The following is a 14,163-nucleotide window of genomic DNA, read 5'->3' on the forward strand; positions in this document are numbered from 1 at the left end:
TCTTGTTTGGCAATGCAATCCGGTGTGCGTTGGGCCTCGTCTGGCGGGCAGTGTTGTGGTGTTTATAAAGGGATTCTTATATTCCGTAAATTAATTGATTTACATATTTATATATCTTAAAGAAATATAGCGTTGTGCCTATTGAGACTGCCGCCACGGTTGATAGCCACTATCGAGGACGGTGATTTTTCCTTGGGCAGGTGCGGGAGTAGCCTGTGTTCATTGACTCGACACCTCCTTCGCAGGGCTACCGCCATGAACCGTTCACTCGCCATCTCGCTGTTGCTTGTCACCGCTGTGCTCGCTGGATGTGCAACCCATCCGGCGCCTGAATTGCGTCCTTACACGGAACAGGAAACCAGACAGCTGGCGTTGGAAGCGCTGAGCCGCCGCGGATTGTCCTTCGATGACTATCAACAGCAGCGGGCGGCATTGACCGGCCAGCCACAAAAAACCTTTGGTTTTGATCATCAGGGCGAGATGAACGCCGAGCGCAACGTAGCCTTGAAGGATCGCCCCAGTTGAGCGGCGCTGTTGCGGTGAAGAACCCGAGTGTTCCCGTAAGGAAACTCGGGTTTTTTGTTTTCCATGGCGTGACTTCAGCCTGTTAAGCTGAATTTCAGGAGCGTTCCTACGCACATTTTCATAAAGTGGTCCTTCTATAACGGCATCTGATCAGTTAAACCTGACGACCTCTGTTCTGTTCGATGCCCCCCGCGACACTGTTCTCGGGAACACGCTCTGCGAGTTTTTAACATCATGAATAAACGTCCGTTGTATTTCGACTACGCCGCCACCACGCCGGTGGATGAGCGGGTCATCCAGGTGATGGTTGAGTGTCTGGGCTTCAATGCCAATTTCGGTAACCCGGCGTCCAGTTCCCACGCGTTCGGCCAAGCGGCCCGGCAAACGGTCGAGCAGGCGCGTCGCCAGGTGGCCGAACTGGTTGGCGCCCAGCCCGAGCAGATCGTCTGGACCTCCGGCGCCACCGAGTCCAACAACCTTGCACTCAAGGGCGTGGCCCAGGCGCGTGGCGTGGCGGGCGGGCATATCATCACCAGCCAGATCGAGCACAAGGCCACACTCGACACCGCGCGGCAATTGCAGGAAGCCGGGGTGGCGGTGACGTATCTGGTGCCTGATGCCGATGGCTTGATCAGTGTCGAGGCGGTCAGTGAAGCACTGCGTGAAGACACCTTTCTGGTCTCGCTGATGCTGGTCAATAACGAGCTGGGCACGTTGAACGACATCCCGGCTATCGGCGCACGGGTGCGCGAGCACGGGGCGTTGTTTCACGTGGACGCGGCGCAAGGGGCGGGCAAGGTGGTCATCGACCTGGCGCAGTGGCCGGTGGATTTGATGTCGTTTTCCGCGCACAAGCTTTACGGTCCGAAGGGCATCGGCGCGTTGTATGTAGGACCGCGTGCGCAGCAGAAGGTGTTGGCGCAGATTCATGGTGGCGGGCATGAGGGCGGCTTGCGTTCGGGTACCCTGGCCACTCACCAGATTGCGGGCATGGGCACGGCGTTCGCCCTGGCAGCAGCGTCTTTCGCCGAGGAGAAGGCACAGATCGTAGCCTTGCGTCAGCGTCTGCTGGATCAATTGGGGTCGATCGCGGGTGTGCGCCTCAACGGCAGCCCGACACAGCGAATCCCCCATACCCTTAGCCTTACGTTCAATGAAGGTGAATTCAACGCGGGTGCGTTGAGTGCAGGGATTGCCTTTTCGGCGACTTCAGCGTGCAATTCGGCCAGCAACGCGCCGTCCCATGTGCTTCTGGCCCTGGGGCATGACGCTCGCAGCGCCGGCCGTACCATTCGCCTGAGCCTGGGCCGGTTTACCACCGAGCGGGATATCGACGAAGCGGTACAACTGATCAAGTCGGCACTGGCCAGCGCACCGGCGTTCTGGGCCGTCTGAAACTTCATTCGCAGTGCATAACAATTATTAGCGGTTAGCAGGAGACACAATGACTACGCAGCCTTTGACCCATGGAACGGTTCCCCAGCGCCTGGCGCAAACCCGTGAGCTGATGAGCCGAGAGGGGATTCATGCCCTGCTGGTACCGTCTGCGGACCCGCATTTGTCCGAGTACCTGCCCGGATACTGGCAGGGGCGTCAATGGTTGTCCGGGTTCCATGGTTCGGTGGGGACGCTGATCGTCACTGCGGAGTTTGCCGGGGTGTGGGCCGACAGCCGCTACTGGGAACAGGCGAACAAGGAGCTCAAGGGCAGCGGCATCGAACTGGTGAAACTGCAACCGGGCCAGCCCGGACCGCTGGAATGGTTGGCTGAACAAACCCCGGAAGGCGGCGTTGTGGCGGTGGATGGCGCGGTAATGGCCGTGGCCTCGGCGCGCACCCTGGGTGACAAGCTGGCACAGCGTGGCGCGCGCTTGCGTACGGACATCGATCTGCTCAATGCCGTCTGGCACGACCGCCCGGCGCTGCCGAACCAGCCGATCTATCAGCACCTGCCGCCGCAGGCTACCCTCAGCCGCAGCGAAAAACTCGCGGCCCTGCGCGCCAGCCTGAAAGAAAAAGGCGCTGACTGGCATTTCATCGCGACCCTGGATGACATCGCCTGGTTGTTCAACCTGCGCGGTGGCGATGTATCGTTCAACCCAGTGTTCGTATCCTTTGCCCTGATCAATCAACAGCAGGCCACCTTGTTCGTGGCGCTGAGCAAGGTCGATGCCGAGTTGCGCGCTGCGCTTGAGCGCGATGGCGTGAGCGTGCGCGACTACAGTGATGTGGCTGATGCGCTGCGAGCCGTACCGTCCGGAGCAAGCCTGCAGATTGATCCGGCCCGCGTGACGGCCGGTTTACTGGAGCACCTCGACGCCGGCGTGAAACGGGTGGAAGGCTTGAACCCCACCACGCTGGCCAAGTCGCGCAAAAGCTTGGCCGATGCCGAACATATTCGTCAGGCCATGGAACAGGATGGCGCCGCCTTGTGCGAATTTTTCGCCTGGCTGGAATCGGCCCTGGGACGTGAACGCATCACTGAACTGACTATCGATGAGCATCTGACGGCAGCGCGTGCCCGCCGTCCGGGGTATGTGTCGCTGAGTTTCAACACCATTGCTGCCTTCAATGCCAATGGCGCGATGCCGCATTACCACGCCACGCCAGAAGAGCATGCCGTGATCGAAGGCGATGGCTTATTGCTGATCGACTCCGGCGGCCAGTACCTGGGCGGTACTACAGATATCACGCGGATGGTGCCCATCGGTACGCCGAGCGCAGAGCAGAAACGTGATTGCACGCGGGTGCTCAAGGGCGTGATTGCCTTGTCCCGCGCACAATTCCCCAAAGGCATCCTGTCGCCGTTGCTGGACGCCATCGCGCGTGCGCCGATCTGGGCCGAGGGCGTGGATTACGGCCACGGTACGGGTCACGGTGTAGGGTATTTCCTCAACGTGCACGAAGGTCCGCAGGTGATCGCTTACCAGGCTGCAGCCGCACCGCAAACGGCGATGCAGCCGGGCATGATCACGTCGATTGAGCCGGGCACCTACCGCCCTGGGCGTTGGGGCGTGCGCATCGAAAACCTGGTGTTGAACCGTGAAGCGGGGACCACCGAATTTGGTGAGTTCCTCAGATTCGAAACCCTGACCTTGTGCCCGATCGACACCCGTTGCCTGGAGCCTTCCTTGCTCACGGCGGATGAGCGCGAGTGGTTCAACGCTTATCATGCCCAGGTGCGTGAACGCCTGAGCCCGTTACTCAGTGGCGAGGCGCTCACGTGGTTACAGGTGCGCACAGCGGCGATTTGATCGCGGGCTGACTGAGGGCTCCGCGCTGTGCTGTTTTGATCGCGAGCGATCAAGACAGCTCTCAGGCGGCTACTTGCAAATGACGATCATGCTGCGACTGGTGTAGCCGGCAGGGTTGAGGCCGAAGGGGTAATCGCCGGGTTCTTCGGCGTTATCGCCGGATTTTGCGATAACCCGATAGCCCTTGGTGCCGCAGGAATCGGCCGCACTGGTGTAGCACTTATCCCAGGAGGAGGACAGGCCCGAGCAGTTGATATGCAGCCCTTTCTTGCCTCGCTTCACTTCTGTTTTCGTGGTCGCGGCACAGCCGGCAATGCCTACGACCAGCAACAGTATCAAAATTCGTTTCATTCCCATCCTTAAATAGCCGCTTCGCAAAAGAAACGAAGCCGGCCTTTACTCGCTCTCGAGCGTAGCGTTCATGCTGTCCGTGTCGAGTTTCTCCATGAAAGACCTTCGTTTACGGCCTAAACATGGCCTAAATGAGCGGTAAATACCAGCGCTGCCTTTTTAAAGAGCTCAGTCGGCGGGCACCAGCGGTTTGGATTCGTTGCGCATTGTCAGTGTGGCCCCAACGGAGGCCAGAATGATGCAGGTGATCGCCAGCCATTGCGCGAGCGTCAGGTGTTCATGCAGGAAGAACAGCCCGGAAAGGGCGCCGAACGCCGGCTCGACACTCATCAGGGTGCCGAACGTACGCGCGGGCAGGCGGGTGAGCGCAACCATTTCCAGTGTGTAGGGCAGCGCTGTCGATAAAATGGCGACACCGATGGCGATGGGGATCAAGGCGGGAGTCAGCAGCGCGGTACCCGCGTGCACGATGCCGATTGGCGCGACGAACAAAGCGGCAATCATGACGCCGAGCGCGGCGGTCTGCACACCGTTATCGTTACCTGCCTTTTGGCCGAACAGAATATAAAGCGCCCAGCAGACACCAGCGCCGAGAGCATAGGCGGCACCGGTCACGTCGATGCCACTGCTGGTTTCGCCCGACGGTATCAGCAGGAGTAAACCGACGACTGCGAGCGCGATCCACAAGAAGTCCACTGCCCGGCGCGATGCATACAGGGCGACGGCGAGCGGGCCGGTGAATTCCAGCGCTACCGCAATACCCAGGGGCACGGTGCGCAACGACATATAAAAGAGAAAATTCATGCCGCCTAGCGCCATGCCGTAGACAACTACCGTGCGCAGGGACTTGGCCGTCAGCTTGGCGCGCCATGGGCGTAATAGAAGCAGCATGATCACGCTGGCGAAAATCAAGCGCAGGGTGGTGGTACCTTGCGCGCCGATGACAGGGAACATGCTTTTGGCCAGCGAGGCGCCGGACTGGATGGATGCCATCGCTATTAACAGCAGGCCAACAGGGAACAGTATGGAGGCCAGGCTGCGGGGTGGGGTGGTCATTGAAGGTTTTCGTCCGAAGTCTGTCATATAAAGGGCAGAGCGCTGATGCGCTTAAGGGGCACGCAGTGCGCAATATACTGCTCAAGTGCAGAGGATTTAAAGGGGTTTCAGGCTGATTGATAGGAAATTCAAATTAAACATTGACGGCAGATTCTGTGCTCCTATAATACGCCCCACTTCCGGCGCAGTCGAAACGGAAAACTCCTTGGTAAACAACGAGTTAAGTAGGTTTCGGCAGCAGGTTGCTTCAGTCCATCGAAGCCAAAAGGAAGTTGAAAAAGAGGTGTTGACAGCAGCGTGTAACGCTGTAGAATTCGCCTCCCGCTTACGAGAGATCGCAAGCGCAAGTGGTTGAAGTTGTTGAAGAATTCTTCGAAAACTTCTGAAAATAACCGCTTGACAGCAAATGAGGCTGCTGTAGAATGCGCGCCTCGGTTGAGACGAATAGCTCTTAACCAACCGCTCTTTAACAACTGAATCAAGCAATTCGTGTGGGTGCTTGTGGAGTCAGACTGATAGTCAACAAGATTATCAGCATCACAAGTTACTCCGCGAGAAATCAAAGATGTAACCAACGATTGCTGAGCCAAGTTTAGGGTTTCTTAAAAACCCAAAGATGTTTGAACTGAAGAGTTTGATCATGGCTCAGATTGAACGCTGGCGGCAGGCCTAACACATGCAAGTCGAGCGGTAGAGAGAAGCTTGCTTCTCTTGAGAGCGGCGGACGGGTGAGTAATGCCTAGGAATCTGCCTGGTAGTGGGGGATAACGTTCGGAAACGGACGCTAATACCGCATACGTCCTACGGGAGAAAGCAGGGGACCTTCGGGCCTTGCGCTATCAGATGAGCCTAGGTCGGATTAGCTAGTTGGTGAGGTAATGGCTCACCAAGGCGACGATCCGTAACTGGTCTGAGAGGATGATCAGTCACACTGGAACTGAGACACGGTCCAGACTCCTACGGGAGGCAGCAGTGGGGAATATTGGACAATGGGCGAAAGCCTGATCCAGCCATGCCGCGTGTGTGAAGAAGGTCTTCGGATTGTAAAGCACTTTAAGTTGGGAGGAAGGGCAGTTACCTAATACGTGATTGTTTTGACGTTACCGACAGAATAAGCACCGGCTAACTCTGTGCCAGCAGCCGCGGTAATACAGAGGGTGCAAGCGTTAATCGGAATTACTGGGCGTAAAGCGCGCGTAGGTGGTTTGTTAAGTTGGATGTGAAATCCCCGGGCTCAACCTGGGAACTGCATTCAAAACTGACTGACTAGAGTGTGGTAGAGGGTGGTGGAATTTCCTGTGTAGCGGTGAAATGCGTAGATATAGGAAGGAACACCAGTGGCGAAGGCGACCACCTGGACCAACACTGACACTGAGGTGCGAAAGCGTGGGGAGCAAACAGGATTAGATACCCTGGTAGTCCACGCCGTAAACGATGTCAACTAGCCGTTGGGAGCCTTGAGCTCTTAGTGGCGCAGCTAACGCATTAAGTTGACCGCCTGGGGAGTACGGCCGCAAGGTTAAAACTCAAATGAATTGACGGGGGCCCGCACAAGCGGTGGAGCATGTGGTTTAATTCGAAGCAACGCGAAGAACCTTACCAGGCCTTGACATCCAATGAACTTTCCAGAGATGGATTGGTGCCTTCGGGAACATTGAGACAGGTGCTGCATGGCTGTCGTCAGCTCGTGTCGTGAGATGTTGGGTTAAGTCCCGTAACGAGCGCAACCCTTGTCCTTAGTTACCAGCACGTTATGGTGGGCACTCTAAGGAGACTGCCGGTGACAAACCGGAGGAAGGTGGGGATGACGTCAAGTCATCATGGCCCTTACGGCCTGGGCTACACACGTGCTACAATGGTCGGTACAGAGGGTTGCCAAGCCGCGAGGTGGAGCTAATCCCAGAAAACCGATCGTAGTCCGGATCGCAGTCTGCAACTCGACTGCGTGAAGTCGGAATCGCTAGTAATCGCGAATCAGAATGTCGCGGTGAATACGTTCCCGGGCCTTGTACACACCGCCCGTCACACCATGGGAGTGGGTTGCACCAGAAGTAGCTAGTCTAACCTTCGGGAGGACGGTTACCACGGTGTGATTCATGACTGGGGTGAAGTCGTAACAAGGTAGCCGTAGGGGAACCTGCGGCTGGATCACCTCCTTAATCGACGACATCAGCTGCTCCATAAGTTCCCACACGAATTGCTTGATTCATTGAAGAAGACGAAAAGAAGCAGCCCGAAATTGGGTCTGTAGCTCAGTTGGTTAGAGCGCACCCCTGATAAGGGTGAGGTCGGCAGTTCGAATCTGCCCAGACCCACCAATTTTGTGTGGGAAACGCCTGTAGAAATACGGGGCCATAGCTCAGCTGGGAGAGCGCCTGCCTTGCACGCAGGAGGTCAACGGTTCGATCCCGTTTGGCTCCACCACTACTGCTTCTGTTTGTAGAAAGCTTAGAAATGAGCATTCCATCGTTGTGATGGTGAATGTTGATTTCTAGTCTTTGACTAGTTCGTTCTTTAAAAATTTGGGTATGTGATAGAAAGATAGACTGGACGTTACTTTCACTGGTAACGGCTCAGGCTAAGGTAAAATTTGTGAGTCGCTCTTAATTGAGTATGATCGAATTTTCGGCGAATGTTGTCTTCACAGTATAACCAGATTGCTTGGGGTTATATGGTCAAGTGAAGAAGCGCATACGGTGGATGCCTTGGCAGTCAGAGGCGATGAAAGACGTGGTAGCCTGCGAAAAGCTTCGGGGAGTCGGCAAACAGACTTTGATCCGGAGATGTCTGAATGGGGGAACCCAGCCATCATAAGATGGTTACCTTACACTGAATACATAGGTGTATGGAGCGAACCAGGGGAACTGAAACATCTAAGTACCCTGAGGAAAAGAAATCAACCGAGATTCCCTTAGTAGTGGCGAGCGAACGGGGACTAGCCCTTAAGTGGCTTTGAGATTAGCGGAACGCTCTGGAAAGTGCGGCCATAGTGGGTGATAGCCCTGTACGCGAAAATCTCTTAGTCATGAAATCGAGTAGGACGGAGCACGAGAAACTTTGTCTGAATATGGGGGGACCATCCTCCAAGGCTAAATACTACTGACTGACCGATAGTGAACTAGTACCGTGAGGGAAAGGCGAAAAGAACCCCGGAGAGGGGAGTGAAATAGATCCTGAAACCGTATGCGTACAAGCAGTGGGAGCCCACTTTGTTGGGTGACTGCGTACCTTTTGTATAATGGGTCAGCGACTTATTTTCAGTGGCGAGCTTAACCGAATAGGGGAGGCGTAGCGAAAGCGAGTCTTAATAGGGCGTCTAGTCGCTGGGAATAGACCCGAAACCGGGCGATCTATCCATGGGCAGGTTGAAGGTTGGGTAACACTAACTGGAGGACCGAACCGACTACCGTTGAAAAGTTAGCGGATGACCTGTGGATCGGAGTGAAAGGCTAATCAAGCTCGGAGATAGCTGGTTCTCCTCGAAAGCTATTTAGGTAGCGCCTCATGTATCACTGTAGGGGGTAGAGCACTGTTTCGGCTAGGGGGTCATCCCGACTTACCAAACCGATGCAAACTCCGAATACCTACAAGTGCCGAGCATGGGAGACACACGGCGGGTGCTAACGTCCGTCGTGAAAAGGGAAACAACCCAGACCGTCAGCTAAGGTCCCAAAGTTATGGTTAAGTGGGAAACGATGTGGGAAGGCTTAGACAGCTAGGAGGTTGGCTTAGAAGCAGCCACCCTTTAAAGAAAGCGTAATAGCTCACTAGTCGAGTCGGCCTGCGCGGAAGATGTAACGGGGCTCAAACCATACACCGAAGCTACGGGTATCACGCAAGTGATGCGGTAGAGGAGCGTTCTGTAAGCCTGTGAAGGTGAGTTGAGAAGCTTGCTGGAGGTATCAGAAGTGCGAATGCTGACATGAGTAACGACAATGGGTGTGAAAAACACCCACGCCGAAAGACCAAGGTTTCCTGCGCAACGTTAATCGACGCAGGGTTAGTCGGTCCCTAAGGCGAGGCTGAAAAGCGTAGTCGATGGAAAACAGGTTAATATTCCTGTACTTCTGGTTATTGCGATGGAGGGACGGAGAAGGCTAGGCCAGCTTGGCGTTGGTTGTCCAAGTTTAAGGTGGTAGGCTGGAATCTTAGGTAAATCCGGGATTCTAAGGCCGAGAGCTGATGACGAGTTGTCTTTTAGACGACGAAGTGGTTGATGCCATGCTTCCAAGAAAAGCTTCTAAGCTTCAGGTAACCAGGAACCGTACCCCAAACCGACACAGGTGGTTGGGTAGAGAATACCAAGGCGCTTGAGAGAACTCGGGTGAAGGAACTAGGCAAAATGGCACCGTAACTTCGGGAGAAGGTGCGCCGGTGAGGGTGAAGGACTTGCTCCGTAAGCTCATGCCGGTCGAAGATACCAGGCCGCTGCGACTGTTTATTAAAAACACAGCACTCTGCAAACACGAAAGTGGACGTATAGGGTGTGACGCCTGCCCGGTGCCGGAAGGTTAATTGATGGGGTTAGCTAACGCGAAGCTCTTGATCGAAGCCCCGGTAAACGGCGGCCGTAACTATAACGGTCCTAAGGTAGCGAAATTCCTTGTCGGGTAAGTTCCGACCTGCACGAATGGCGTAACGATGGCGGCGCTGTCTCCACCCGAGACTCAGTGAAATTGAAATCGCTGTGAAGATGCAGTGTATCCGCGGCTAGACGGAAAGACCCCGTGAACCTTTACTATAGCTTTGCACTGGACTTTGAATTTGCTTGTGTAGGATAGGTGGGAGGCTTTGAAGCGTGGACGCCAGTTCGCGTGGAGCCAACCTTGAAATACCACCCTGGCAACTTTGAGGTTCTAACTCAGGTCCGTTATCCGGATCGAGGACAGTGTATGGTGGGTAGTTTGACTGGGGCGGTCTCCTCCTAAAGAGTAACGGAGGAGTACGAAGGTGCGCTCAGACCGGTCGGAAATCGGTCGTAGAGTATAAAGGCAAAAGCGCGCTTGACTGCGAGACAGACACGTCGAGCAGGTACGAAAGTAGGTCTTAGTGATCCGGTGGTTCTGTATGGAAGGGCCATCGCTCAACGGATAAAAGGTACTCCGGGGATAACAGGCTGATACCGCCCAAGAGTTCATATCGACGGCGGTGTTTGGCACCTCGATGTCGGCTCATCACATCCTGGGGCTGAAGCCGGTCCCAAGGGTATGGCTGTTCGCCATTTAAAGTGGTACGCGAGCTGGGTTTAGAACGTCGTGAGACAGTTCGGTCCCTATCTGCCGTGGACGTTTGAGATTTGAGAGGGGCTGCTCCTAGTACGAGAGGACCGGAGTGGACGAACCTCTGGTGTTCCGGTTGTCACGCCAGTGGCATTGCCGGGTAGCTATGTTCGGAATAGATAACCGCTGAAAGCATCTAAGCGGGAAACTAGCCTCAAGATGAGATCTCACTGGGACCTTGAGTCCCCTGAAGGGCCGTCGAAGACTACGACGTTGATAGGTTGGGTGTGTAAGCGCTGTGAGGCGTTGAGCTAACCAATACTAATTGCCCGTGAGGCTTGACCATATAACACCCAAGCAATTTGTTGCTCCTAGTTGAAAGACGAAAGAGGCCAGATTGCGGTGTGTGAAGACGCAATGAACCGAAAGTTCGATGCTCACAAAACACTGACTTCTATCCCATACCCAATTTGCTGAAGCGAGGCCACATGGTCACGACTCAGTACCCGAATTTCTTGACGACCATAGAGCATTGGAACCACCTGATCCCATCCCGAACTCAGTAGTGAAACGATGCATCGCCGATGGTAGTGTGGGGTTTCCCCATGTGAGAGTAGGTCATCGTCAAGATTAAATTCCGAAACCCCATTTGCGAAAGCAGATGGGGTTTTGTTTTGGGCGGTCGAAAAGTGCGACGGCTCTCCCAATGCGCACCTTCACAGCGCATTCGCCACTCTGGCCTCACTTTCTCAATGATGAAATAACCCGCCGTTAAGGGAAATCGATGCAAAGTGTTTCTGCATTTTTGGTATGGTGCAGCACATTTTCACAAGGATTGGCCCTTATCCGCAGGACGCGGCGTCGACCTCTTTCAACGAGATGCTGTAGCAATGCCTGAACCGATACCCATCAAGGACCACGAAAAAGAACACCGTCTGGTCAACAAACGTTTGCTCGCCTGTGCACTCCTGGTGATTGGCATCACCTGCGCCCTGGTGGGGCGCATGTACTTCCTGCAGGTCGTGCAATACGACTATCACGCCACCATTTCTGAAAACAATCGCGTTCACGTGCTGCCCATCACCCCTACGCGCGGCTTGATCTATGACCGCAACGGTGTGGTCCTGGCTGACAACCGACCCAGCTACAACCTGACCATAACCCGCGAACGCACCACCGACCTCAAGGGTGAGTTGGACGCGATCGTCAGTCTGTTGCACCTGCCCGCCGAAGATCGTGCCGTGTTCGACAAAGCGCTCAAGCAGGCCCGCCATCCGTTCGTCCCTGTCACGCTGTTCTACGAGCTGACCGAAGAGCAGATTGCCGTTCTGGCCGTCAACGAGTTCCGCCTACCGGGTGTGGATGTTGAGCCCCAATTCGTACGCCACTACCCACTGGGCGCGCACTTCGCCCACTCCATCGGCTATGTCGGACGAATCAACGAGAAAGAGTCCAAGGCCCTCGATTCGGTGGAATACCGCGGCACCCAGTCTATTGGCAAAACCGGTATCGAACGCTTCTATGAGTCTGAACTGCATGGTCACGTGGGTTATGAAGAAGTCGAAACCAACGCCCAAGGACGGGTATTGCGCGTGCTCAAGCACACGGACCCTATCCCCGGCAAAAACATTGTCTTGAGCCTCGACGTCAAGCTCCAGGAAGCCGCCGAAGAAGCCCTGGGTGACCGCCGTGGCTCGGTGGTTGCCCTGGACCCGCAAACCGGTGAAGTGCTGGCCATGGTCAGCAAGCCGAGTTTCGACCCGAACCTGTTCGTCACCGGTATCAGCTTCAAGGAATATGCCGCGCTGCATGATTCCATTGATCGCCCGCTGTTCAACCGCGTGCTGCGCGGGCTGTATGCGCCCGGTTCAACCATCAAGCCTGAAGTGGCCATCGCAGGGCTCGACAGCGGCGTTGTCACCCCGCAAACCCGCGTGTTTGATCCCGGTTACTACCAGTTGCCGGACTTCGATCACAAATACCGCAACTGGAACCACAGTGGCGACGGCTGGGTAGACATGGACGCCGCCATCATGCGTTCCAATGACACCTACTTCTATGACCTGGCCCACAAGCTCGGCATCGATCGGCTGCATGATTACCTGGCCGAATTCGGCCTGGGTCAGAAGGTGTCCCTGGACATGTTCGAAGAGTCCGCCGGCCTGATGCCTTCCCAGGCCTGGAAGCGCGCGACACGTCGCCAGCCCTGGTTCCCGGGCGAAACCGTGATCTTGGGTATCGGCCAGGGTTATATGCAAGTCACGCCGCTGCAACTGGCCCAAGCCACTGCGCTGATCGCCAATAAGGGTGTATGGAACCGCCCGCACCTGGCCAAGACCATCAACGGCGTGCCTCCGGTGGATGAGAATCCGATGCCCAACGTAGTGCTCAAGGATCCGCGTGATTGGGAACAGGTCAACCACGGCATGCAATTGGTAATGCATGACCCGCGCGGTATCGCTCGGGCCGCAGCGCAGGGTGCCCAATATCGCATCGCCGGCAAGAGCGGTACCGCGCAGGTGGTGGCGATCAAGCAGGGGGAGCGCTACAACCGCAACAAGACCCTGGAGCGTCACCGCGACAACGCCTTGTTTGTCGGCTTTGCGCCAGCCGAACACCCCAAGATCGTGATTTCAGTGATGATTGAAAACGGTGAGGCCGGTGGCCGTGTAGCAGGCCCGGTGGTGCGACAGATCATGGATGCCTGGCTGCTCGACCAGGAGGGTCACCTGAAGCCGCAATATGCGACGCCGGCCAAAGCGCCCGGCGATCCGCACGTTTAAATCACACCTGCCATTCGCCCCAGCGCTCTATGTCGTCATAAGCGAGCCAGGGCACATCATGGGCTGTCCAGATATGCGCGGTGGGCCTGGCGCCCGGATCATCGTCCAGCGTCGCCACCCGCACGATGACGTGGGGCTGGTGCGCGCGCTCGGCGATCAAATGCGAGCCACAGCGCGAACAGAAATGACGCCGTTTGCCTGGCGATGACTCAAACGACGACAGCAATTCTTCACCGTGCGTCCAGCGAAAGTGCTCGCGCATCACCCCAGCCGTGGCGACAAAGGCTGCCGCATGCGCCTTGCGACAGCTGCCGCAATGGCAGTGACTGATGGGCATGTCCAATCGCTCCACCTGATAGCCCACACCTTTACACAAGCAACTTCCATTCAACGGTTCAGTCATAACTTAAGGCCAGGTCAAGGATGGGGTCATCATCATTGCGCATAACCAAAGGTTGCGCATTGGTCGATGTCGCCTAGTGTTCAATGGAGGAGGTGACTTATGCACGTATTAGATCGCATCGAACGGAAAGTCCTGCTCAACGCATCGCGTAAACAAGTCTGGGAAGCGCTTACGAACGCCGAACAATTTGGCGAGTGGTTCGGTATTGCCCTCAAGGGAAAAACCTTTGTTGCCGGCGAAACCATCGAAGCGCCGATCACCTACCCAGGCTACGAACATGTCGTGTGGAAGGCCAGAATCGAACGCATTCTGCCGCAAACCCTGTTTTCCTTCTGGTGGCATCCCTTCGCGGTAGAGAAAGACGTCGACTATGACCAGGAAACCCCGACGCTGGTGGAGTTCACCATCGAGGATCGCGCGCCGGGCATTCTGTTGCGGGTGGTCGAGTCCGGTTTCGACAAGGTGCCCCAGGCCAGGCGCCTGAAAGCGTTCAAGATGAACTCCCGTGGCTGGGACGAGCAAATGGGCAATATCGAAAACTATCTGGACAAGGCGCGGCGAGCCTGACGCGAA

Annotated in this window: 8 protein-coding genes, 2 tRNA genes and 3 rRNA genes; 10 read left to right on the forward strand and 3 right to left on the reverse strand. The window is 55.9% G+C overall.

Annotation, left to right across the window (positions count from 1 at the left end; translation table 11 throughout):
• Positions 1-255 precede the first annotated feature (255 nt).
• From C4J87_RS09055 to C4J87_RS09065, 3 genes are all read left to right on the forward strand, one after another.
• Entirely contained in the window at positions 256-525 is a 270-nt protein-coding gene (locus tag C4J87_RS09055) for a hypothetical protein (RefSeq protein WP_124366498.1), read from the forward strand.
• A 234-nt stretch (positions 526-759) separates the two neighbouring features.
• Complete coding sequence (locus C4J87_RS09060; protein WP_124366499.1) at positions 760-1,920, forward strand: cysteine desulfurase family protein; 1,161 nt, start codon at positions 760-762, stop codon at positions 1,918-1,920.
• Between the two features lie 49 nt (positions 1,921-1,969).
• A complete protein-coding gene (locus tag C4J87_RS09065; RefSeq protein ID WP_124366500.1) occupies positions 1,970-3,778 on the forward strand; it encodes an aminopeptidase P family protein in 1,809 nt (602 codons plus the stop codon).
• 69 nt (positions 3,779-3,847) lie between these two features.
• Here C4J87_RS09065 and C4J87_RS09070 read toward each other — a convergent pair whose 3' ends face one another.
• Together C4J87_RS09070 and rhtA are read right to left on the reverse strand one after the other, a co-directional pair.
• A complete protein-coding gene (locus tag C4J87_RS09070; protein ID WP_124366501.1) occupies positions 3,848-4,129 on the reverse strand; it encodes a hypothetical protein in 282 nt (93 codons plus the stop codon).
• Between the two features lie 168 nt (positions 4,130-4,297).
• Positions 4,298-5,185 (reverse strand): threonine/homoserine exporter RhtA, encoded by an 888-nt coding sequence (gene rhtA / locus C4J87_RS09075; protein WP_124366502.1) that lies wholly within the window; start codon positions 5,183-5,185, stop codon positions 4,298-4,300.
• A gap of 622 nt (positions 5,186-5,807) precedes the next feature.
• Between rhtA and C4J87_RS09085 the strand changes: the two genes are divergently transcribed.
• From C4J87_RS09085 to mrdA, 6 genes are all read left to right on the forward strand, one after another.
• Positions 5,808-7,344, forward strand: a 16S ribosomal RNA gene (locus tag C4J87_RS09085).
• A gap of 82 nt (positions 7,345-7,426) precedes the next feature.
• Positions 7,427-7,503, forward strand: a tRNA-Ile gene (locus tag C4J87_RS09090).
• Between the two features lie 30 nt (positions 7,504-7,533).
• Positions 7,534-7,609: transfer RNA gene (locus C4J87_RS09095), tRNA-Ala, on the forward strand.
• A gap of 249 nt (positions 7,610-7,858) precedes the next feature.
• Positions 7,859-10,750: ribosomal RNA gene (locus tag C4J87_RS09100) — 23S ribosomal RNA — on the forward strand.
• Between the two features lie 168 nt (positions 10,751-10,918).
• Positions 10,919-11,034: ribosomal RNA gene (gene rrf / locus C4J87_RS09105) — 5S ribosomal RNA — on the forward strand.
• The 16S, 23S and 5S rRNA genes sit together here with 2 tRNA genes alongside, the layout of an rRNA operon.
• 260 nt (positions 11,035-11,294) lie before the next feature.
• On the forward strand, positions 11,295-13,187 hold the full coding sequence (gene mrdA, locus C4J87_RS09110; protein WP_124362069.1) for a penicillin-binding protein 2: 1,893 nt from the start codon (positions 11,295-11,297) through the stop codon (positions 13,185-13,187).
• Between the two features lies 1 nt (position 13,188).
• On the opposite strand, the gene C4J87_RS09115 is transcribed toward mrdA, so the two are convergent.
• Positions 13,189-13,590, reverse strand: a complete 402-nt coding sequence (locus tag C4J87_RS09115; RefSeq protein ID WP_124366503.1) for a GFA family protein — start codon at positions 13,588-13,590, stop codon at positions 13,189-13,191.
• A 99-nt stretch (positions 13,591-13,689) separates the two neighbouring features.
• Here C4J87_RS09115 and C4J87_RS09120 point away from each other — a divergent pair, with 99 nt between their 5' ends.
• The gene (locus tag C4J87_RS09120) at positions 13,690-14,157 is read left to right on the forward strand and encodes an SRPBCC family protein (protein WP_124366504.1); all 468 of its coding nucleotides are present in this window, start codon (positions 13,690-13,692) and stop codon (positions 14,155-14,157) included.
• Positions 14,158-14,163: the final 6 nt, after the last annotated feature.

This window comes from Pseudomonas sp. R1-43-08 (assembly GCF_003852255.1).
GTDB lineage: Bacteria > Pseudomonadota > Gammaproteobacteria > Pseudomonadales > Pseudomonadaceae > Aquipseudomonas.